Annotated in this window: 19 protein-coding genes and 1 tRNA gene; 9 read left to right on the top strand and 11 right to left on the bottom strand. The window is 59.5% G+C overall.

Going from position 1 to position 20,427, the window contains the following annotated elements; genetic code table 11:
- Positions 1–47 precede the first annotated feature (47 nt).
- Positions 48–923 carry an ATP-binding protein gene (locus DQ393_RS06435; RefSeq protein WP_210260578.1) on the bottom strand — a complete coding sequence of 292 codons (876 nt, stop codon included), beginning with the start codon at positions 921–923 and terminating at the stop codon, positions 48–50.
- Between the two features lie 201 nt (positions 924–1,124).
- Between DQ393_RS06435 and yajC the strand changes: the two genes are divergently transcribed.
- The 5 genes from yajC (at position 1,125) to DQ393_RS06410 (ending at position 5,979) form a co-directional block, all read left to right on the top strand.
- Positions 1,125–1,472 carry a preprotein translocase subunit YajC gene (gene yajC / locus DQ393_RS06430; RefSeq protein WP_047634659.1) on the top strand — a complete coding sequence of 116 codons (348 nt, stop codon included), beginning with the start codon at positions 1,125–1,127 and terminating at the stop codon, positions 1,470–1,472.
- Positions 1,473–1,629: 157 nt separating this feature from the next.
- Positions 1,630–4,173 (top strand): protein translocase subunit SecDF, encoded by a 2,544-nt coding sequence (secDF, locus tag DQ393_RS06425; protein WP_112340948.1) that lies wholly within the window; start codon positions 1,630–1,632, stop codon positions 4,171–4,173.
- A gap of 4 nt (positions 4,174–4,177) precedes the next feature.
- Positions 4,178–4,564 carry an Mth938-like domain-containing protein gene (locus DQ393_RS06420; RefSeq protein WP_112340947.1) on the top strand — a complete coding sequence of 129 codons (387 nt, stop codon included), beginning with the start codon at positions 4,178–4,180 and terminating at the stop codon, positions 4,562–4,564.
- 15 nt (positions 4,565–4,579) lie between these two features.
- Entirely contained in the window at positions 4,580–5,440 is an 861-nt protein-coding gene (locus DQ393_RS06415) for a phytoene/squalene synthase family protein (protein WP_112340946.1), read from the top strand.
- A 77-nt stretch (positions 5,441–5,517) separates the two neighbouring features.
- Positions 5,518–5,979, top strand: coding sequence for a hypothetical protein (locus DQ393_RS06410; protein ID WP_112340945.1), 462 nt, complete (start codon positions 5,518–5,520; stop codon positions 5,977–5,979).
- Between the two features lie 33 nt (positions 5,980–6,012).
- Here DQ393_RS06410 and trmFO read toward each other — a convergent pair whose 3' ends face one another.
- The 4 genes from trmFO to DQ393_RS06390 all read right to left on the bottom strand — a co-directional run bounded on the left by trmFO (position 6,013) and on the right by DQ393_RS06390 (position 8,795).
- Positions 6,013–7,449, bottom strand: a complete 1,437-nt coding sequence (gene trmFO / locus DQ393_RS06405; RefSeq protein ID WP_112340944.1) for a methylenetetrahydrofolate--tRNA-(uracil(54)-C(5))-methyltransferase (FADH(2)-oxidizing) TrmFO — start codon at positions 7,447–7,449, stop codon at positions 6,013–6,015.
- A gap of 113 nt (positions 7,450–7,562) precedes the next feature.
- A complete protein-coding gene (locus DQ393_RS06400) occupies positions 7,563–8,027 on the bottom strand; it encodes a VOC family protein (protein WP_245430268.1) in 465 nt (154 codons plus the stop codon).
- 173 nt (positions 8,028–8,200) lie between these two features.
- Positions 8,201–8,344 carry a DUF1127 domain-containing protein gene (locus DQ393_RS06395; RefSeq protein ID WP_069611985.1) on the bottom strand — a complete coding sequence of 48 codons (144 nt, stop codon included), beginning with the start codon at positions 8,342–8,344 and terminating at the stop codon, positions 8,201–8,203.
- A gap of 304 nt (positions 8,345–8,648) precedes the next feature.
- Positions 8,649–8,795 carry a DUF1127 domain-containing protein gene (locus tag DQ393_RS06390; RefSeq protein WP_081615319.1) on the bottom strand — a complete coding sequence of 49 codons (147 nt, stop codon included), beginning with the start codon at positions 8,793–8,795 and terminating at the stop codon, positions 8,649–8,651.
- Positions 8,796–9,634: 839 nt separating this feature from the next.
- On the opposite strand from DQ393_RS06390, the gene DQ393_RS06380 reads away from it, so the two are divergent.
- The 4 genes from DQ393_RS06380 to tig all read left to right on the top strand — a co-directional run bounded on the left by DQ393_RS06380 (position 9,635) and on the right by tig (position 13,381).
- Positions 9,635–10,774 (top strand): DUF2157 domain-containing protein, encoded by a 1,140-nt coding sequence (locus tag DQ393_RS06380; RefSeq protein ID WP_112340941.1) that lies wholly within the window; start codon positions 9,635–9,637, stop codon positions 10,772–10,774.
- Positions 10,771–11,385 carry a GDYXXLXY domain-containing protein gene (locus tag DQ393_RS06375; RefSeq protein WP_112340940.1) on the top strand — a complete coding sequence of 205 codons (615 nt, stop codon included), beginning with the start codon at positions 10,771–10,773 and terminating at the stop codon, positions 11,383–11,385. The genes DQ393_RS06380 and DQ393_RS06375 overlap by 4 nt, the downstream gene beginning before the upstream one ends.
- 144 nt (positions 11,386–11,529) lie before the next feature.
- Positions 11,530–11,614, top strand: a tRNA-Leu gene (locus DQ393_RS06370).
- Positions 11,615–11,893: 279 nt separating this feature from the next.
- On the top strand, positions 11,894–13,381 hold the full coding sequence (gene tig / locus DQ393_RS06365; protein ID WP_112341070.1) for a trigger factor: 1,488 nt from the start codon (positions 11,894–11,896) through the stop codon (positions 13,379–13,381).
- A 269-nt stretch (positions 13,382–13,650) separates the two neighbouring features.
- Here tig and sthA read toward each other — a convergent pair whose 3' ends face one another.
- From sthA to DQ393_RS06335, 6 genes are all read right to left on the bottom strand, one after another.
- Positions 13,651–15,057, bottom strand: a complete 1,407-nt coding sequence (gene sthA, locus DQ393_RS06360; RefSeq protein WP_112340939.1) for a Si-specific NAD(P)(+) transhydrogenase — start codon at positions 15,055–15,057, stop codon at positions 13,651–13,653.
- 109 nt (positions 15,058–15,166) lie between these two features.
- Positions 15,167–15,763, bottom strand: a complete 597-nt coding sequence (locus DQ393_RS06355) for a dual specificity protein phosphatase family protein (protein WP_112340938.1) — start codon at positions 15,761–15,763, stop codon at positions 15,167–15,169.
- A gap of 261 nt (positions 15,764–16,024) precedes the next feature.
- Positions 16,025–16,843 carry a RadC family protein gene (radC, locus tag DQ393_RS06350; protein WP_432421986.1) on the bottom strand — a complete coding sequence of 273 codons (819 nt, stop codon included), beginning with the start codon at positions 16,841–16,843 and terminating at the stop codon, positions 16,025–16,027.
- A gap of 42 nt (positions 16,844–16,885) precedes the next feature.
- Positions 16,886–17,722, bottom strand: a complete 837-nt coding sequence (gene map / locus DQ393_RS06345) for a type I methionyl aminopeptidase (protein WP_112340936.1) — start codon at positions 17,720–17,722, stop codon at positions 16,886–16,888.
- Positions 17,723–17,724: 2 nt separating this feature from the next.
- Complete coding sequence (sfsA, locus tag DQ393_RS06340) at positions 17,725–18,471, bottom strand: DNA/RNA nuclease SfsA (RefSeq protein WP_112340935.1); 747 nt, start codon at positions 18,469–18,471, stop codon at positions 17,725–17,727.
- A gap of 14 nt (positions 18,472–18,485) precedes the next feature.
- Positions 18,486–20,333, bottom strand: a complete 1,848-nt coding sequence (locus tag DQ393_RS06335; protein WP_112340934.1) for a PHA/PHB synthase family protein — start codon at positions 20,331–20,333, stop codon at positions 18,486–18,488.
- Positions 20,334–20,427 lie beyond the last annotated feature (94 nt).

The raw sequence follows: 20,427 nt of genomic DNA, 5'->3' as shown, positions 1-20,427 counted from the left end.
CGGTCAGTGCCGGGCTTTTTGTCGTTCAGGGCCTGATTGGTCGAAGATCAATCCCGTTCCAGCACGATGCGCTGCCGTCCGGCGAGATCCTGGATATATTGCCAGGCGACACGACCGGAGCGGGCGCCACGGGTCGTTGCCCATTCGAGTGCTTCGTGATGCATTTGTGCACGATCGAGCTCTAGCTTGAAGTGATCAGCATAGGCATCGATCATCTGCAGATAATCTTCCTGGCTGCATTTGTGGAAGCCGAGCCAAAGGCCGAATCGGTCGGAGAGCGAAACCTTCTCTTCCACGGCTTCCGAAGGATTGATGGCTGTCGACTGTTCGTTCTCCATCATATGACGCGGCAGCAGGTGGCGCCGATTGGAGGTCGCATAGAACAGCACATTGTCCGGCCGGCCCTCGACGCCGCCATCCAGCGCCGCCTTCAGCGACTTATAGGCCGTATCGTCGTGATCGAAGGAGAGGTCATCACAGAAGATGATGATGCGGTGCGGAACGGCTTTCAGGATATCGAGCAGCACCGGCAGCGAGGAAATGTCTTCGCGATGGACTTCGATCAATTTCAGCGAAACGCCGGTCGTCCGACGTACGTCTTCATGCACGGCCTTGACGAGAGACGATTTGCCCATACCGCGCGCGCCCCAGAGCAGGACGTTGTTGGCGGCGAAACCTTCGGCAAAGCGAAGCGTGTTTTCATGCAGAATGTCGCGCACATGATCGACGCCTCGAATGAGGGTCAGCGCCACACGGTTCGGTCGTGGCACCGGCTGCAGATGAAGCCGGGCGGGGGCCCAGACGAAACAATCGGCGGCGTTCCAGTCATTGATGGCCGGAGCCGGCCCGGCAAGGCGTTCAAGCGCATCGGCAAGGCGGCGGACTTCGGCAAGGATCAGGGCATTTTGGTCTTCAGTCACCATTTCCTCCTGAATATTGAACAAGAAAGTCGTAAAATGCGCGCTGTCTTGCCGGGTATCATGCTCCTTTGGGGGCTGAAAGGCTAACAGACCGGGAAAACGGTACGGTTGACGGCTGTTTTTGTTGCATTCGTCATGCGCGTAACTATATTCCGGCCACCTGACGCGGGGCCTGTTCCCGCTCGGAGTTCAAGGGAGTTCTCGATGTTTATCACCAACGCATATGCGCAGAGCGCGACAGATTCGGCCGCGAGTGCCTTCGGCGGTTCCGGCTTTGAAATGATCATCCTGTTTGTGCCGCTGATGGTCGTTTGGTATTTCCTTCTTATTCGTCCGCAGCGTGCTCAGGCGAAGAAGCGTGACGAGATCCTGAAGAACATCCGTCGCGGCGATCAGATCGTCACCAGCGGCATCGTCGGCAAGGTCACCAAGGTCATCGACGAAAAGGAACTGGAAGTCGAGATCGCCGAAGGCGTGCGCATCCGCGTCGTCCGCAGCGCCATTTCGGAAGTTCGCGTCAAGGGTGAGCCGGTCAAGGCAGACGCCGCTTAAAGCCTTGGGCTGAGAGCAGCGCCCGTCGCCGCTCAGGATCCTCGAAATTCGGGATCGACTTTCCTGAGGGATTGTGCACAATTTCAATATGTTACTGCGCCCGTTCATTTTCTTTTGAAGATGGGGCGCGGTAGGGAAGCCCTAAGTCGAGAGAGCGATGCTGCACGTCTCCTGGTGGAAGACCGCCCTGATCTGGTTCGTCGTTCTCTTGAGCGTGCTTCTGGCCGCTCCCAATTTATTCGGTGAGCGCGCGCTTTCATCCCTCCCGGCATGGTGGGCGCATCGAAAGATCGAGCTAGGTCTCGATCTGCGCGGTGGATCACATCTGCTGCTGAAGATCGAACGGGGTGACGTCGAAAAGGATCGTCTGGAAAGTATAGTCAGCGATATCTCGACGCGCTTGCGCACCGTCAATGTCGCTTATTCGGGCTTGACAGGCACTGGCCGCAAGATCCAGCTTCGCATTAACGATCCGGCGCAGGTTCAGGCTGCTTTGACGGCGTTGCGACCGTTGACTGCCGAACCGGACAAACCGTCCGTGGTTCTGTCCCAGGGGGATAACGGTGCGCTGACGCTCGATATCACCGATGCCGACATCAATAGCCATGTGTCAGCGGCGATCGCACGCGCGATCAAGGTCATCCACGCCCGCATCGCCCAGCTCGGCGTGGGAGAGCCGCTGATCCGCCGGCAGGGATCCGATCGTATCATCGTTCAGGTGCCCGATCTCGCCGATGCGCAGCGGCTGAAGAACCTTCTCGGCCAGCCCGCCAAGCTTAGCTTCCGCCTGATCGATCAGTCGATGTCGGTCCAGGACGCCATGGACAAACAGCCGCCGGCCGGGTCCGACGTGCTGTTTTCCGAAGATGATCCCCCGGTCGGCTATCTCGTACAAAGACAGCCTCTGCTCTCGAACGTCGATTTTTCCGACGCGGTCTCCGTTACCAACGACCAGACCGGCGAAGGAACGGTTTCCGTCAAGCTGACGCCGGAGGCCACCCACCGCTTTGCACAATCGACGGCCAGCAATCTCGGCAGGATCATCGTCGTCGTGCTTGACGATCAGGTCATCTCCGCTGCATCCCTGAAGACCGTCATCGCAACAGGCGAGATCGACGTTCCCGGAGACTTCACGGTCCAGGGTGCGCAGGACCTGGCCGTCATGATCAAGAGCGGACCGCTGCCGGCAACGCTGACGACGGTCGAGGAACGGACCATTCAGCCGGGCCTCGGCGGCGAAACGGCGCGTTACGGCCTGATTGCCTGCATCGCCGCCGCAGTCTTCGTGGCCGCCTTGATGATCGGCTTCTATCGCCTGCTCGGCATCATCGCGACCATCTCGCTCATCATCAACATGATCATGGTGGCAGCGCTCATGGGTGTGCTCGGCATCACGCTGACGCTGCCGGGCGTGGCTGCGATCGTCTTGATCATCGGTATCGGCCTCGATGCGCTGGTACTGATCTATGAGCGCGTGCGTGAAGAGGAAAAGAAAACTCATCTTCTCGTCGATGCACTGCGCCACGGTTTCAACCGGGCAGCCGCGACCGTGGCCGACGCCAATCTGACCGTGCTCATCGTCGCAGCCATTCTCTTCTATGCAAGCACCGGCGCGGTTCGCGGCTTTGCCGCCACTCTCATGGTCGGCGTCTTCACCACCTTCTTCACCTCCTGCTTCGTTACGCGGTCGCTGGTGAATATGTGGATATCGCGCCGCAAGCCGCGCACGTTGCTGGTCGGCGTGCGAAGCGGCGTTTTCGACAACGCCAACATCCGGTTCATGGGCATCCGCCGTTACACTTTCACGGTATCGGCGGCTCTGTCGGTCATCACACTTGTCGCCTTCGCGACGGTCGGCATGCATCTCGGCATCGATTTCGCCGGCGGATCGATCATCGAGGTCCGCGCCAAACAGGGTGTTGCCGATGCGGTGGATATTCAATCGCGCCTTGAGGCCGTTGTTCCGGGCGATGTGCGCGTCGAGCGGCTTGCCGATCGCCTCGGCGCCGTGATTCGCGTCCATGCACAGGAGGGCGGTGAAAATGCCGAACAATCCGCCGTATCCCTCGTGCGGGACGAATTGGGCAAGGACTATAATTTCTCACGCGTAGAGGTCGTCGGTCCCGCCGTATCGGGTGAAATCACGACAACGGCCTCCCTTGCCGTACTGGCGGCTCTCGTTGCAATTCTCGTCTACATTTGGCTGCGTTTCGAATGGCAGTTTGCGGTCGGCGCGATCATTGCGACGCTGCACGACGTCATTCTGACGCTCGGCCTCTTCGTGCTGACGGGCATGGAATTCAACATGACCGGTATTGCCGCGATTTTGACCATCGTCGGCTACTCGCTGAACGACACGGTTGTCGTCTACGACCGCATGCGTGAAAATCTGAAGCGCTATTCCCAGATGCCGCTGCCGATTCTGATCGACGCCTCCATCAATCAGACACTATCTCGTACCATTCTGACATCGGCGACGACGCTTCTGGCGCTCTTCGCTCTCTACATCTTCGGCGGCGAAGTGATCCGTGCTTTCACCTTCGTCCTGCTTTTCGGCGTCGCTGTCGGCACTTTCTCGTCGATTTATATTGCGGCGCCCGTGCTGATCCTGTTCAAGCTGCGTCCGGACAAGTTCCAGACCGGCGGCGAGAGCAATGGACCCGCGGCCGGCAACATCCAGTCAGGCAAACCAGCGGTGTGATACAGTGGCTAAAGGAATAGAAATCCGTAACGCGCATTTCCCGGGGCGCGCACCGATCGACGCTTACGGCAATGGCGGCTTCCGCTTCGCCGACATGTCGCATCGCGGCTCGCTGCTGTGCCTGCCCTCGGGCATCTACGGATGGGACATGCTGCAGGGCGATGCGCTGACGCCGGATCGCTTCCAGAAGGTTCTCGATGAGGCTGCCGAGATCGAAGTGCTGCTCGTCGGCACCGGCATGGAGCTGCGACCGCTTCCCGCCGAGCTGAAGGCTGTCCTGCGTGGAAAGCAGATTTCGTCCGACCCGATGAGCACGGGAGCGGCGGTGCGCACATTCAACATCATGCTGTCCGAATCGCGTGCCGTGGCTGCGGCGCTGATCGCCGTCTGACGTTCGGATCCACGTATGACGATAACAGCTGCGCCCCGTAGCAACCGGGACATCTGCCTCGCAACGCTTCGCGACACCGATCGCGATCGTTATCTTGCCTGCCTGCTGGCGCCGGAAGAGAAGCGCCCGGCACTTGCCGCGCTCTATGCCTTCAATGCCGAGCTGGCGCGCGTGCGCGATCTTGTGCATGAGCCGCTGCCCGGTGAAGTGCGTATGCAATACTGGCGCGATCTTCTTGAAGGGCAGGCCCATGGCTCGAGCGAGGCCAATCCGCTGGCGTCCGAGCTTCTGACCGCGATCGAAGAATACCGTTTGCCGCGCCAGACGCTGATCGACATGATCGACGCGCGCATCTTCGATCTCTACGATGACCCCATGGAGAGCCGCAGCAGCCTCGAAGGCTATGCCGGCGAGACGGCTTCGGCCCTGATCCAGCTGGCTAGTCTGGTCTTGTCCGCCGATGAGGCGAAGCGTTCTGCGGATGCCGCAGGCCACGCCGGTGTCGCACAGGCGGTTGCCGGACTGCTGCTGTTGATGCCCCTCCATCGCCATCGCGGCCAGCTTTACCTGCCGCTTGAGATTTTAACGGCAACGGGTCTCGACCGCGATTCCTTCCTTGCCGGCGAGGATAATCAGCGCATTTCAGCGGCCATCGAAGCATTTGCCGGCCTGGGCCGCGAGCACCTCGCCAAGGCGAGGGCGGCAGGGGCCATATCGCAGGCGGTATTCCCGGCCTTTCTGCCCGTCACGCTGGCCGAGCCGGTCTTGAAGCAGGCCCAGAAGCTCGGCGCTGGTCTCTTCGATCGATCCCTCGCATTGCCGCAATGGCGCCGGCAGCTGCGCATGGCGATGGCGTCGATTACAAAGAAAATCTAAAATACGACAAGCTGGCGCAAGTCTCGGCCTGTATGGAGAGTGCCGGCACTTGAATTTGCATTTCCGGGGGAGCTGCCATGGGTATTATCGTCTGGTGCATATTGTTCGCGATCGTCATCTTCATTGCCTATTACGCGACGCGTATGGCATCGCAAAACAAGGAAGACGGCCTGCACGATACCGGCCTCGCCATTCTGGAGTTCGGCCGCGCCTTTCCAACCGAGGCGATCCGCCAGTTGCAGACGACGGCCGACGGACAGGCGGTTTTCGTACGGCTGCATGACGACAAAGCGGGCTTTATGCGCAATGTGCGCAATCACTTCAGCGTCCATTTGATCGAGCCCGGTCGGGCGCATGCCAAGATCTCGGCAACCGGTCGCGGCTTGACCGTCGATTTTCTGGATGCGCCCCACCACAACGGCACGTTCGAATTCAAGACGCCTGCCGAAGCCGCGGAAGTGTCGCTCTGGCTGCTTGGCAACTATGTTGCCGGTGAGGACGCCAAGCTGCAGGATCAGGCGTCGCCGGCTAAGGCTTGAAAATCCTGAAAGCTCGGCCTCGAGCTCAGATGGTCAGGCGCTCTCCGCGAGAACCGGCGCCTGCACGCCGAGCCATTTCGCGCAGTCGGCAAGCGCACGCTTGGCGATAAGCTGGCGCTTCATGATGGTTTTGTCCTTGCCGCGGAAGCGCTTGACGCCTTCCGGCTTGACGATCGATCCGGGTTCCAGCTCCGGGAAGAGCCCGAAATTGATGTTCATCGGCTGAAAGGAGCGCTTGCCCGGCTCCTCGTCCGAAACGATATGGCCGCCGGTGATGTGGTTCAGCAGTGAGCCCAGCGCCGTGGTGGACGGCGGCAGCGAGGGTGCTTCGCCCTTGCGCTCGGCAGCGGCGAAGCGGCCGGCGAGCAGGCCGATGCTAGCGCTTTCGACATAGCCTTCACAGCCGGTGATCTGACCGGCAAAGCGCAAGCCCGGGCGCGACTTCAAGACCAGGGAGCGATCGAGCAGGGTCGGCGAGTTGATGTAGGTATTGCGGTGCAGACCGCCGAGGCGCGCGAATTCTGCATTCTCAAGGCCGGGGATCAGCCGGAAGATCTCTGCCTGCGCGCCGTATCTCAACTTCGTCTGGAAGCCGACCATGTTGTAGAGCGTGCCGAGCGCATTGTCCTGACGTAGTTGCACGACGGCATAGGCCTTGACGGTGGGATTATGGGCATTGGTGAGCCCCATCGGCTTCATCGGTCCGTGGCGCAGCGTCTCGCGCCCGCGCTCCGCCATGACCTCGATCGGCAGGCAGCCGTCGAAATAGGGCGTGCCTTCCCATTCCTTGAAACCGACGGCATCGCCGGCGATCAGGGCATCGACGAAGGCATTGTACTGGGCTTCGTCCATCGGGCAGTTGATATAATCCTTGCCGGTGCCACCGGGGCCGACCTTGTCGTAGCGCGACTGATACCAGCAGATGTCCATATTGATGCTGTCGCGATAGACGATCGGTGCGATGGCGTCGAAGAAGGCGAGCGCATCGGCACCGGTTTCGGCCTGGATGGCGTTCGCAAGGCCGGGCGCCGTCAGCGGGCCCGTGGCGATGATCGCCTGGTCCCATTCCCTCGGAGGCAGGCCCTGGATTTCCTCGCGGACGACGGTGATCAGCGGATGATTTGCGATCGCCTGCGTTACCGCTGCTGAAAAGCCATCGCGGTCGACAGCAAGCGCACCGCCGGCCGGCACCTGGTGCTTGTCCGCACATGCCATGATGAGAGAGCCCGCCATGCGCATTTCCGCATGGATGACGCCGACGGCATTGCTGGTGGCATCGTCGGAGCGGAACGAGTTGGAACACACCAACTCGGCAAGATCGTCGGTCTTGTGCGCTTCCGTGCCGCGTACGCCGCGCATCTCATGCAGGATGACGGGTACGCCGGCGCTGGCGATCTGCCATGCGGCTTCCGAGCCGGCAAGCCCGCCGCCGATGACGTTGATGGGGGAGTGGGGATTGGTCTGTGTCATGCGCGCGTCATTATCACGAGCGGGGCGGCGATCCAATCGCTTTGCTAAAGCATGCCGCGCAAAACTGCGCCGCGGTCTTACGGCAATTTAATCTCGGGTCCTGCCGAGAGGCACTACGTATCGAAAGGCCTCGAGGGCGGCTCTGCAAGAGTGATGCGATTTCCGTCAGGATCCGCAAGCTGGGCGATCTTTCCGTAGTCGCCTTCCGATTCACCTGTGAGCTTCATGCCAAAGTCTTCGAGCGATTTGCGGGCCTGATCCATTTTCGGCACGACAATGGTTAGTCTGCCGAACCCCGCATTCTCCTTGTCATGGAAGATTTGAATGTTCGCGCCTGCGACATCGCGCCATTGGATCAACCCATCCATGGGGCGATCGTCAGGCCCCCGGTCGAAAAGTTGGGTATAGAACGTCTCTGCCCTATCCATGCTTGCCATCGCGAGCGCGGCGTAAATTCCTTGGATCTGCATTCTTACGCCTCTCTGCCAAAAGCTCTCCACCTGTAAATGAGAAAAGACGCGGTTCCGTTCCCAAATCGCGCGTGACGGCGGCAGCGGCGATGTCCGCTTGTGGCGCATAAGTTGCTGCGGTGCTCTATGGCTGGTGGCATTGATATCCGGCGCCAGTGGGGAGCGGCTCGCTGCTGATCACTGAAGCTCTACGAGTTGATTGAATCGAACGGCGCTTAGTCGCCGGAATCAAAAACGGCGCCGAAAGGCGCCGTCTTGAAGCAGTCTACAATTCCTAACGATTAACGGAAGGAACGTGCAGCGATGTTGCGGATCTCGTAGCGGCTGACGCCGATGTCCGAAAGGGTCTGGCTGGAGAGGTTGCCAAGTTCGTTCAGGGTACGGCGGTAGCTGATCCAGTTCTTTGCAATGCGAATCGGGTTCATGATCTTATCCTCGGTATCTTGGTTGCGAGCGGTACGATTACCGTCTCAGCGCTTGCACTCTATATAGGCGCGAGGAGGTCGGTTGTGCAGTGCAAAGAAAAGGCGTCTGCTATGCATTTGTGCAATATGACGCCCAAAAAGCAGTCGATGCTCAAAATTTGGGTGCTTTGCAGATAAGGAATAGCTCGGGGCGGATCGGCTATGCTGCGCTTGCTCAGTCGATGGGCAAAAAAGAACGCCCGCCGCGGAGGTCCGCAACGGGCGTTGAGAAGGCTTTCGCTGTTGGGCGAAGCCTATCCGGCGATTAACGGCCGGTGGCTTCGCGGGCAACGCGATGGATGTCGGCGCGGTCGATGCCGAGGTCGTGCAGTTCACGAGCGCTCATGCGGCCGAGTTCGTTGACGGTCTGACGATACTTGCGCCAGTTGTTGAAAGAGCGGGTCAGGTTCATTTTAAGTCCCTTTCGAGGATCTGTGATCGAGCGGTTCCGCGATTGGTTCCGTCGTCGATCTAATGGATTTAAATATATGCTGCGCCGCGAAAACTAAAAGAGCGAATGCTTCATGTCACCTATGCATAACATGCAAGCCTTGTGGGCGATCTGCCTAAGATGGCGGCTGCTTTATGTGCATATCGCGGCCGAATGAAGAACTACTTCAGAGGCTCGCTTCAAGGGAACGCCCGGCTTTCGCTGGCGCTTCCATTTGTTGCCCGCATTCGGCCATGTTTTGGCCAGCCATGCCGTATCGGGAGGGCTGCATGAGCTGTCTTTCGCCCGCGAATCGTCACTCGACTGTTTCCACGTCAGGTTCCGGCATTTGCCAGTTCTTCCGGCACCAGATGCATATGAGCCGATTTGAGGTGAGAAAAATAACGCCCACCGCGGGAGGAGGATGCGGTGGGCGTCATTTGAGGTGATTGACGACTGGGAGGAGGAGTGTCGTCAATCTATCGGAGCGCACTGGGAGGAGGAGTGTGCGGCTCCGAATTCCGTGTCGGGACGTAAATCCCAGGCTTTTCCGACCAGAATTGGCCCGGCGCGCCATCTCCGTGTTTCGGCGTTCTACAAATAGTATGACTTTTTAATTTTGTGCAGCGCAATAATTTCATAGGAGGTATGCCGAATGCGCATGTCTCGTGCCGGTATCTGAATACCAGGCCATATCATGCAAGGTCAGCGCTTAATTCTGTATTAATGTGGGACATATTTGTGCGGAAGGCGCCGGCGGCATAGATGGCTGAATTGTGGTATTTCTCCTATGCAAGGGGAGTCGCAGCTAGGGAGCCGGGATGTACAGGGGCAGGCTGGAACGGGATCTGAAAATCTGGATCGAAAAAGGTCTTGTCGATGCAGGTGCTGCAGAGGCGGTGCTGCGTGAATATGACGGTCGCCAAACGAGCTTCAGTGCGGGGCGGGTGCTGGCAATCATCGCCGCGGTGCTTCTTGGCCTGGCGATACTGCTTTTCATTTCCGCCAATTGGGAGGCGATTCCGAGGATCTCGCGCCTCGTAGGGCTCGTCGCGATGATATGGGCTTTCTATCTCGGCGCGGCGCATCTCCTTACTCTTGGTCGTTCGATTGTCGCATCGGGACTTTTGATCCTGGGGACGCTGAGTTTTGGCGGCGCCATGGCGCTTGTCGGCCAGATGTACAATCTGTCCGGTGACGAACTGACGATGATGCTCGTCTGGTTTGCTGCGGCCTGCATCGTGGCGGCGCTGTTTCGTTTAAGCGCGCAAGTCGTGCTGGCCGGTTTTCTCGCTTGGGCATTCTGCGGCGTCTATCTATGGGATCATTTCGATCAGTGGCATGGCATCATGCCTTGGATGCCGCCTCTGATGGGCGTCATCCTGATTGCGCTCGTTCGCTATGTCGACGCACCGGGTGCGCGGCATCTCGCCTACCTCATGCTGGTGGGATGGTTCACCTGGCTTTTCGCCCGGCATGAGAGCCTGAACACGGCGATCCTCTTTGCCGGGCTCGGGATGGCGGCCTTTCTTCTCGTCAGCATTCCCGCTTCGCCGCTGATGTCGCTTGTGCGGTCGGCTGGAGCGGCCCCGGCCTTCTATACTTTTCTGATCGCCTCGATCGGCTTCTTCCTCGTCCATGCCGAGATCGGCACTGGATCCTTCGAAAACAACGTCTGGGTGGAAGACAAGCTGCCGCTCGTCTTCGTCGCCGCGGCGACGCTGGCGAGTTCGGTGATCGCCATCGCCCTTGCCGGCCGTGACAATGGTGCGGTGCGCTATCTCGCCTATTTCGTCTTTGCCTGCGAGATCCTCTATCTTGCCGGCGAGACGATCGGCTCCATCATCGGTACAGCCGGCTTCTTCCTTGCGGCTGGTATATTCGTGGCCATTGCCGCCTGGCTGGTCATCCAGCTGGAACGGCGTTTTTCCGATAATGGCAGGCAGAGGACGCGGGCATGACCGATATTGCCGAGAAGAGCCCGACCATTGGCTCCCGCCGCCTGTGGATTGCCGCTATCGTCGTTGCGGCTCTGCAGACCGCCGTGCTGGGCTATATGGTCGGCGAGCGGGCCTGGGGCCTGCGGAGCGGTGTCGAGATTCTCTTGAAGACGGCGCCGGTCGATCCGCGCGATCTTCTGCGCGGCGATTACGTGACCTTGAACTACGACATCTCACGGGTTCCGTTTTCGACGATGGTCGAAGGACCACCGAAAATGAGCCGAAACGCCGCTATATTGTCCGTTCGCCTGAAGAAGCAGGACGACGGTTACTGGGGTATCGTCGAATCATCCTTCGGAGCACTCGATGCGAAACCCGATACGGTCGTGCTCAAAAGCCTGCCCGTCGATTATGTTTTCCATGGCGATGCGACCGACCCCTCGCAGGCGGTGATCGGGGTCACCTATGGCATCGAGCGCTACTATGTGCCCGAGGGGCAGGGGCACGATATCGAGAGCGCTCGCAATGACAATCGGGTCGCCATCGCGGCGCGCGTGTCTTCCGATGGCGTTGCCCATATCAGAAGCCTGCTTCTTGACGGCAAATCCGTCTACGAGGAGCCGCTTTACTGACGATATCTGCCGCAAGATGCCGATAAGCTTTCGGCCTCGTCGCGGAACCGTCATTTTTCCTTTGCGTGGTTTGAAACGGGTGATATAGAGACGCCGCGCTCCGGAAGCCCCCATGGGCAGGCATCGCCATGCGGTTTTGGGAACGCGGGTATGGTGAAATTGGTAGACACGCCAGATTTAGGTTCTGGTGCCGCAAGGCGTGGGAGTTCAAGTCTCTCTACCCGCACCAACACTGTCTTGTGGACGGGGGGAGGCTCGCGAAGCCTGTCTTCCGATATGCCGCAGGACGCGCATCTTGCCCAAAGCATCCCGCTTTCGATGAGGAAAGGGGATAAGATGTTTTGGCTCGTGACGGGATAGAGCTGCCTTTTGCGCGTTCATTTGAAGGCGCGGCGCTCTGGCAAGATGAAAGGGAATTGCATCCAAGCCACGCTCGGGATTTTCCGGCGTCGTGCTCATCGAAACGAACGGCAGGCTGGGCACGGCCGCCATGAATGAAGGTAGGACAATGCAGGTTATCGAAACGCTCGCTGAAGGGCTGAAGCGCGAAATCAAGGTGGTCATCCCGGCCAAGGACATGGAAGTGCGCATGAACGAGCGCCTGGCCGAGGTCAAGGACAAGGTCCGCATCAATGGCTTCCGTCCGGGCAAGGTGCCGGTCTCGCACCTGAAGAAGGTCTACGGCAAGTCGATCATGGCCGATCTGGTGAACGAAATCGTTCGCGACCAGCCGCCGGCGATCCTGACCGAGCGCGGCGAAAAGTCGGCAACCCAGCCGGAAGTCGCCATGACCGAAGACAAGGACGAGGCAGAAAAGATCCTCTCCGCTCAGGCCGATTTCGAATTCACGCTCTCCTACGAAGTGATCCCTGCGATCGAACTGAAGCCGGTCAACGGCATCAAGGTGACCCGCGAAGTCGCTGAAATCAGCGAAGACGAAGTGACCGAGCAGATCCTCAAGATCGCCGAAAGCGCCCGCAGCTACGAGACCAAGAAGGGCAAGGCCGCCAATGGCGACCGCGTCACCATCGACTATCTCGGCAAGGTCGACGGCGTTGCCTTCGACGGCGGCAAGGATGAAGATTCGCAGCTCGTCCTCGGCTCCAACCGCTTCATCCCGGGCTTCGAAGAACAGCTCGTCGGCGTCAAGGCTGGCGATGAGAAGGTTATCACCGTAACCTTCCCGGCCGACTATCCGGCCAAGAACCTCGCCGGCAAGGAAGCCACCTTCGACATCAACGTCAAGGAAGTTGCAGCTCCCGGCGAAATCGAAATCAACGACGAACTCGCCTCCAAGCTCGGCCTGGAATCGGCTGACCGCCTGAAGGAAATCGTTCGTGGCCAGATCGAAAGCCAGTACGGCTCGGTGACCCGCCAGAAGGTCAAGCGCCAGATCCTCGACCAGCTGGACGAAATGTACCAGTTCGACACCCCGCAGAAGCTCGTCGACGCTGAATTCGCCAGCATCTGGCGCCAGATCGAAACCGATCTCAGCGAATCCGGCAAGACCTTCGAAGACGAAGACACCACCGAAGAGAAGGCTCGCGAAGAATACCGCAAGCTCGCCGAGCGCCGCGTTCGCCTCGGCCTCGTTCTCTCCGAAATCGGCGAGAAGGCCGGCGTCGAAGTCAGCGAAGACGAACTGCAGCGCGCGCTTTACGCACAGCTCCAGCAGTTCCCGGGCCAGGAAAAGGAAATCCTGGAATTCTTCCGCAACACGCCCGGCGCTTCCGCCAACCTGCGCGCGCCGATCTTCGAAGAGAAGGTCATCGACCACCTGCTGACCGAGGTCAACGTCACGGACAAGACCGTCTCCAAGGAAGCGCTGCTGGCCGACGACGAAGCTGAAGATAAGCCGGCCGCCAAGAAGGCTGCTCCGAAGAAGAAGGCTGCCAAGGCCGAGGCGACTGAAGCTGCCGCTGAAGGCGAAGAGGCTGCTGCCCCGAAGAAGAAGGCCGCTCCGAAGAAGAAGGCTGCTGAAGACAGCGCCGAATAATCGGTCTTTCTTCCGAACAAAAATTAGGCCCTGCCGTTCGCGGCGGGGCTTTTTGTATCGTGGGTAAACCTCCGGGCTCTGGCGGAGGGCAGGAGTGAGTTATCACCCGCCTTCGTGGTTCGAGATGGCCCTGCAGGCCTCTTCACCATAAGGGCTCATCCTTTGCGCATGATCCTTGCCCCATCCTCTCATCCTGAGGAGCGAAAGCCGAAGAATGGAGCCTCGAAGGATGAGGATGGTCCCATAAACCCTTCAAATCACAATCCGCCTCAAATCTCCGACTTGATATCGCCCATGCGGTTCCAGGCGTCGAGGCCGGCGATCTTGTAGGCTTCGGCGAGCGTCGGATAGTTGAACGTGTTCTCGACGAAATATTCGACGGTGCCCTTGAGGTTCAGCACGGCCTGGCCGATATGCACGAGCTCGGTCGCGCCTTCGCCGACGATGTGGACGCCGAGGAGACGGCGGGTCTTCAGCGAGAAGATCATCTTCAAGAGGCCTGTGTCGAGGCCCATGATATGACCGCGCGAGGTCTCGCGGAAGCGCGCGATGCCACATTCATAGGGGATGTGCCGCTCCTTGACCTCTTCCTCCGAGAGGCCGCAGGTGGAAATCTCAGGCACGGCATAGATGCCGTAAGGGAAGTATTTCGGCGGTTCCTTGGCGATGGCGCCGACGGCAACGCGGGCGGCGATGCGGCCCTGTTCCATCGAGGTGGAGGCGAGGCTCGGGAAGCCGACGACATCGCCGGCGGCAAAGATATGCGGGACTTTCGTGGCAAAGGTCTCCGGATTGACGCTCAGGCGGCCGCGCGCGTCGGCTTCGAGGCCGGCAGCAGGGAGATTAAGGGTATCGGTCGCGCCCATGCGGCCGGCGGCAAACAGCACCATGTCGGTGGTGATGCGGCGGCCGTTGTCGAGCGTCAGCTCCACCTTGCCGCTCGGCAGGCGCTCGACTTTCTCAGCCTTCTGGCCGAGCAGCAGCTTCATGTTGCGATCGCGCAGCTGGTAGGTGAAATCCTCGACGATTTCCTTGTCGATGAAATCGAGCATGGTCGATTTCGGATCGATCAGCGTCACCTGCGTGTCGAGTGCGCTGAAAATCGTCGCATATTCGATGCCGATGACGCCGGCGCCGATGACGACCATCGATCGTGGCAATTCCTCGATATCGAGCAGCTCGTCGCTGTCCAAGACGATCTTGCCGTCGAAGGGCATGTAATCCGGACGGAACGGTTTGGTGCCGACAGCGAGCAGAATGCTTGTCGCTGTGACATTGATGACTTCGCCGTCGTCCTTGACGACCTGCATGGTCTGCGGATCGATGAAGCTTGCCTTGCCGCGCATATGCTGCACGCGATTGCGGGCGAACTGATGCTCGAGCACCTCGACTTCGTGGTCGAGCGTGATCAGCAGGCGGCGGCGCAGGTCCTCCGCGCTGATCTCCTGCTTGACGCGGTAGGCCCGGCCATAGAAGCCGCGCTCGCGCCAGCCGGAAAGGTTGAGCGCGGTTTCGCGCAGCGTCTTGGAGGGAATGGTGCCGGTGTGGACCGAGACGCCGCCGACGCGTTTGCCTTGCTCGATGACGAGCACCCTCTTGCCGAGTTTGGCGGCCTGGATAGCGCCTCTGCGGCCTGCAGGGCCGCTACCCACGACTAGGAGATCGAATTGGTCCATCGGGAAGCCTCGGATGACTGGATAGGGAATCAATGTCGCAACGCAACATGCACTCCGTCAACCGGTAGCTGCTCAATGTTACAGATTATCTAACGGGAAGAGCCCATACTCAGGATGCGGAAAAGCCGAGCCAGGGTTCCAGCTTCTCAAATGTCCGATCCATGGCGTAGGCGCGGGTAAAGGAAAATGAAAGATGGCCATAGAAGATCGACATCTGGTTTTCTGCCGTCGACTCATTCGTCTTGGCAATGGCGGCGAGATAGAGCGCCGAAGCAAGCCCTGTGCGGTCCGCTCCCGCCTGGCAATGAATGAGAAGTGGTTTCGGCGCGTCCCGCATGATTTCGATAAGCTGTGCGGCTTGCTGCTGCGTCAGCTCATGAGCGGACGACATGTGGAAATCGATGTGGTTGATGTTGAGCTGCTTGGCCTCGGCGACTTCCTTGTCATACCAGTCATGACCGCTGTTGTCGCCGCGCAGGTTGATAATGGTCTTGATGCCATATTGCTTTTGAAGTTCCGCAATCGTGGCGGCCGACGGCTGAGAGGAGCGATAGAGTTCGCCGGCGATGACCGGGTGAAAGTTCGTCGTCCAGAGCATATGAGCGTAGAAACCGACTGCCACCGCCGTGAAGGCTCCCAAGGCGACAAGCGCGCCGCGGCCAACACGAAGGAGGCGATGGGAAAGCATCGGCGATGTCTTCGGCATGCGATCTCCGTGCGGGCCAAACGCGCAAGCAGATTGGCCAAATCAAAACAACGACTTCCGCCAGCGGATTCGCCGACTGGAATGCGGCGATCCTTCTGCCAGATCATCCTGACGCTGAACTGAAAAACCAAAATGGAGATCGTTATGAACGATTCTCGGTTTTTCGAGGGATGGGAATACGTTTTAATTCTATAAAATGATATTATATCAATGTGATGAGATATAGTTTTGACTAGTTAAATTAACGCGTCTGCGGCAACTTCAGATCAAATGCAGTGCTCTGAAGCTGACATGACCGTTCTTGCCAATGATAACATGGTCGTGAACGGTAATGCCTAATGGTTTGGCAGTGTCGATAATCGTCTTGGTCATGTCGATATCGGCGCGCGACGGTGTCGGGTCGCCTGAGGGATGATTGTGGACGAGAATCACGGCCGAAGCGGAGAGTTCCAGCGCGCGTTTGACGACTTCACGCGGATAGACGGGCGTATGATCGACAGTACCGAAACCTTGGACTTCATCTGCAATCAAGGCATTGCGCTTGTCGAGAAACAGCAAGCGAAACTGCTCGCGCGCTTCATGCGCCATGGCGGCATGACAATAGTCGATGAGGGCTTTCCAGGAAGAGAGCACCGGCTTGCCCGTTAGCTCGCTTTTCAGCATGCGCTGCGAGACGCTCGCCACCAGCTTCAGGTCGAGCGCGACCGCATCGCCGACGCCGCCGACCTCGGTCAACAGACTGACCGGAGCACCGAACACGCCGCCGAGCGAGCCGAAGCGGGCTAGCAGCGCCTTGGCGATCGGCTTCGTATCGCGACGCGGGATCAGCCGGAAGAGCAGCAGCTCGAGGATTTCATAATCGGCCAGCGCCGCGTCGCCGCCGCCGCGATAGCGATTGCGCAACCGCTCGCGGTGCCCATGATAATGGGCTTCGGCGTTTATCGGGGTGGGTTTTGCTGCAGGAGCGGATTTGGCAGACTGCGAGGCGGGCTTGGCGCCTTGTGGTGCAAAGAATAGCCGTTCGTCCAGAAGCGGGGCCTCTTCCGAAGCCTCCGTCTCCCCGCTTCTGTCGAGGGGCATGTCGCCATGTCCATTGGAAGAAGCGGGACGTTTCGCCATAGATTATCCCTGCAGTGGCGGTAGACCGGGACGGTCGAGACCGCCGGGCGACAGGGTGAAGATTTCGCAGCCCGTCGCAGTGACGCCGACCGTATGTTCATATTGTGCCGAGAGCGAACGGTCGCGGGTAACGGCCGTCCAGCCGTCGCCGAGCACTTTCACATGCGGCTTGCCGAGATTGATCATTGGCTCGATGGTGAAGATCATGCCCTCGCGCAGCTCCGGACCGTCATTGACCCTGCCGTAATGCAGGATATTCGGCGAGTCATGGAAGAGGCTGCCGACGCCGTGGCCGCAGAAGTCGCGCACGACCGAGCAGCGCTCACCCTCGGCATAGGTCTGGATCGCTTCGCCGATGGCGCCGGTGCGGGCACCGGGGCGAACGGCGGCAATGCCGCGCATCAAGGATTCATAGGTAACTTCGAGCAGCCGCTCGGCCGACCGCTTGATTTCGCCGACCGGATACATGCGGCTGGAATCGCCGTGCCAGCCATCCAGCACATAGGTCACGTCGATATTGACGATATCGCCCTCGCGCAGCGGCTTGTCGTTGGGAATGCCGTGGCAGACGACATGGTTGATCGATGTGCAGGACGATTTCATGTAGCCGCGATAGTTCAGCGTCGCCGGATAGGCGCCATGATCCATGCCGAATTCAAAAACGAAGCGGTCGATGACGTCGGTCGCCACGCCGGGCTTGACGATTGCTGCGAGTTCATCGAGGCAACGGGCGGTCAATTGGCATGCCTTGCGCATTCCGGCAAAGGCATCCTGCCCGTAAATGCGGATAGCGCCCGTATTCTTCGCCGGCGCCGTTGCCGCTTCGATGTAATTCACCATGACTAGCCTTCGGTAGAGATCTTAAACTGTTCTAATGCAGCTATGCCGGGTTCGTCTATCGGGATCAACCCGGCAGGCGCGATTTCCGTCGGCGAGACCCTGCATTTCAGCGCATAGACTTCGACGCCGCGCGCCAAAGCCCGCTCATAGGCCCTGGCATAGACCGGATCGAGATCGCCGCAAATTCGGAAGCGATCGCAATCATGCCGCTGGATCACGAACAGCATGACGGCGCGGTAACCGGCCTCTGCCATATCGCCGAGTTCTTCGAGATGCTTGGCGCCGCGGGCCGTCGCCGTATCGGGAAATTCCGCAAGGCCCGGCTGTCGCATGAAATGGACGTTCTTCACCTCGACATAGGTGGTTGTCCGCAAAGGGTCGGTCAAGAGCAGGTCGACGCGGGAATTGCGGCCGTAATTCTGTTCGCGCTTGACCGCCGTATAGTCTCCGAGATCGGAAACCTGTCCAAGCGCAATCGCTTCCGCCGCGATCCGGTTCGGCATGGCTGTATTGACGCCGACGGTCGTGCCGTCCGCCTCGATCAGTTCGAAGACATGGCGGTATTTTCGCTTTGCTCCTTCGTGCTCGGATAGCCAGATGCGCGAGCCCGGCGCTGTCAGCCCGAGCATCGAGCCGGTATTCGGGCAGGAACCGGTGATGAAGGTTCCGTCTTCCAGCTCCGCGTCGAAGAGGAAGCGCTTGTAGCGCGCGATCAGGCGGGCAGAGATGAGAGGCGAGGGGAAAAGCATGGCGTGGCGATCGTCTATGCCCGTTCCATGACGAAGCTGCCGGGCGCCTCTTCCAGCGCATTGAGTGCCTTGCCGCCGGGTTGGCGTGCCGCCGTCATGCGATGATCCTGCGAGAGAATCCAGGCGTGCCAATGCGGCCACCAGGAGCCAGGCGTCTCCTTTGCCCCGGCGAGCCATTCCTCATAGTCGCCGCCGGTCGGGCCACCCGTCCAGAACTGGTATTTATGCTTGTCTGGCGGATTGACGACGCCGGCAATGTGACCGGAGCCGGTCACCACAAATTCCACCGGACCGCCGAAATATTGGCTGCCGACGAAGACCGACTTGGCCGGCGCGATATGATCCTCGCGCGTCGCCAGATTATAGACCGGGATGCGCACATCCTTCAGCGACAGCGTCTTGCCGTCGAGCACCATTTTGCCCTGGCTCAGCGCATTGTTGAGGTAGCAGTTGCGCAGGTAGAAGGAATGGTTGGCCGCTGCCATGCGCGTGGAATCGGCGTTCCAGAACAGGAGGTCGAAGGGCAGGGGCTCCTGACCCTTCAGGTAATTGTTGACGAAATAGGGCCAGATCAGTTCGGAGGCGCGCAGCATGTTGAAGGCCGTCGCCATCTTCGAGCCTTCGAGATAGCCGAGCACGTTCATCTGTTCTTCGAGTGCTGCAATCTGCTCTTCGTCGACGAAAACCTTCAGGTCACCGGCGAAGGTGAAATCGACCTGCGTCGTCAGGAAGGTTACCGTTCGGATGCGCTTGTTCTTTTCCTTGGCATGGAGGGCGAGGGTGGCGGCCAGCAGCGTGCCGCCGACGCAATAGCCTACGGCATTGACCTCCTGCTCGCCTGTCGCCTTTTCGATCGTTTCGAGTGCGAAATCGATGCCTTCGCGGGCATAGGAGGTCCAGTCCTTCGCCGCATGACGATGGTCGGGGTTCACCCAGGAAATGACGAAGACGGTGTGACCCTGCTCTAGACACCATTTGATGAAGGATTTCTGAGGGTTGAGATCGAGAATGTAGAATTTGTTGATCCAGGGCGGGCAGATCAGCAGCGGCCGCTTCAGCACCTTGTCCGTCGCCGGCTCATATTGGATCACCTGGCAGACATCGCTTTGTGCGATCACCTTGCCTGGTGTCAGCGCCATGTCGCGGCCGACGGCGAATTTCGTCATGTCGGTTTGACGCAGGCGCAGCTCGCCATGGCCGAGGCTGATATCCTCCGCCAGCATCTTCATGCCGCGCACCAGGTTCTCGGCGTTGGAGGCGATGGTTTCGCGGTAGACCTGCGGGTTGGTCGCGACGAAATTGGTCGGGGAGAAGGCGGCGGTGATCTGTTTCGTGTAGAACGCCGCCTTGTGACGCGTATGCTCGTCCAGCCCTTCCGCTTCGCCGACCAGCTTTTCCGCCCAGTCCGACGTCAGAAGATAGGTCTGCTTCAGGAAATCGAAGAAGGGGTTCTTCTGCCAGTCCTCATCGGCGAAGCGCTTGTCCTTGACCGGTTCGGCTTCGGCCTCGGCGGACGAATCGCCGCTGAGGCGCTGCATGGTTTTCGTCCACAGGCCGAAATAGCCGGAAAGCAGGTGAGTCTGCGCCTCCAGTGTCCGGCGAGGATCGGAAAGCCAGTATTCGCCGACCTTGGACAGCGTCTTGACCATGTCGGTGAAGGGATCGGCAACCGTGTCGACCTTCTCGCCGCGTTCGCGCGGTGCAAGCCAGGCCGAGGCTGCCTTGCCGAGATTTTCCAACGCGCGGGCAAAGTTGACGGCCATCGCTTCGGGATCCCTGACGATGTAAGGCTCGACTGACTTTGGATCGAAGCCGGGAAAGCCGCCGTTGCCTTCATTATTGTCCCGCTTGCTGTCGGTCACGCATCATCCTCCCGGCGGCAGCTCGTGTCTTGTTTTCCATTTGTACATCTTGCGGGAAAAGGAATACAAGTCGAATGAAACGCAACCCTGCTCT

This window comes from Martinezella tropici (genome assembly GCF_003287875.1).
In the GTDB taxonomy this organism is placed as follows: Bacteria; Pseudomonadota; Alphaproteobacteria; order Rhizobiales; family Rhizobiaceae; genus Rhizobium; species Rhizobium tropici_C.
This window is presented reverse-complemented; position numbering and strand designations above follow the sequence as displayed.

Bases quoted from the DNA above. Each gene is read 5' to 3' on its own strand.
- DQ393_RS06435 (WP_210260578.1), bottom strand. From the start codon at position 923: ATGGTGACTGAAGACCAAAATGCCCTGATCCTTGCCGAAGTCCGCCGC.
- yajC (WP_047634659.1), top strand. From the start codon at position 1,125: ATGTTTATCACCAACGCATATGCGCAGAGCGCGACAGATTCGGCCGCG.
- secDF (WP_112340948.1), top strand. From the start codon at position 1,630: ATGCTGCACGTCTCCTGGTGGAAGACCGCCCTGATCTGGTTCGTCGTT.
- DQ393_RS06415 (WP_112340946.1), top strand. From the start codon at position 4,580: ATGACGATAACAGCTGCGCCCCGTAGCAACCGGGACATCTGCCTCGCA.
- DQ393_RS06410 (WP_112340945.1), top strand. From the start codon at position 5,518: ATGGGTATTATCGTCTGGTGCATATTGTTCGCGATCGTCATCTTCATT.
- trmFO (WP_112340944.1), bottom strand. From the start codon at position 7,449: ATGACACAGACCAATCCCCACTCCCCCATCAACGTCATCGGCGGCGGG.
- DQ393_RS06400 (WP_245430268.1), bottom strand. From the start codon at position 8,027: ATGCGCCACAAGCGGACATCGCCGCTGCCGCCGTCACGCGCGATTTGG.
- DQ393_RS06395 (WP_069611985.1), bottom strand. From the start codon at position 8,344: ATGAACCCGATTCGCATTGCAAAGAACTGGATCAGCTACCGCCGTACC.
- DQ393_RS06390 (WP_081615319.1), bottom strand. From the start codon at position 8,795: ATGAACCTGACCCGCTCTTTCAACAACTGGCGCAAGTATCGTCAGACC.
- DQ393_RS06380 (WP_112340941.1), top strand. From the start codon at position 9,635: ATGTACAGGGGCAGGCTGGAACGGGATCTGAAAATCTGGATCGAAAAA.
- DQ393_RS06375 (WP_112340940.1), top strand. From the start codon at position 10,771: ATGACCGATATTGCCGAGAAGAGCCCGACCATTGGCTCCCGCCGCCTG.
- tig (WP_112341070.1), top strand. From the start codon at position 11,894: ATGCAGGTTATCGAAACGCTCGCTGAAGGGCTGAAGCGCGAAATCAAG.
- sthA (WP_112340939.1), bottom strand. From the start codon at position 15,057: ATGGACCAATTCGATCTCCTAGTCGTGGGTAGCGGCCCTGCAGGCCGC.
- DQ393_RS06355 (WP_112340938.1), bottom strand. From the start codon at position 15,763: ATGCCGAAGACATCGCCGATGCTTTCCCATCGCCTCCTTCGTGTTGGC.
- radC (WP_432421986.1), bottom strand. From the start codon at position 16,843: ATGCCCCTCGACAGAAGCGGGGAGACGGAGGCTTCGGAAGAGGCCCCG.
- map (WP_112340936.1), bottom strand. From the start codon at position 17,722: ATGGTGAATTACATCGAAGCGGCAACGGCGCCGGCGAAGAATACGGGC.
- sfsA (WP_112340935.1), bottom strand. From the start codon at position 18,471: ATGCTTTTCCCCTCGCCTCTCATCTCTGCCCGCCTGATCGCGCGCTAC.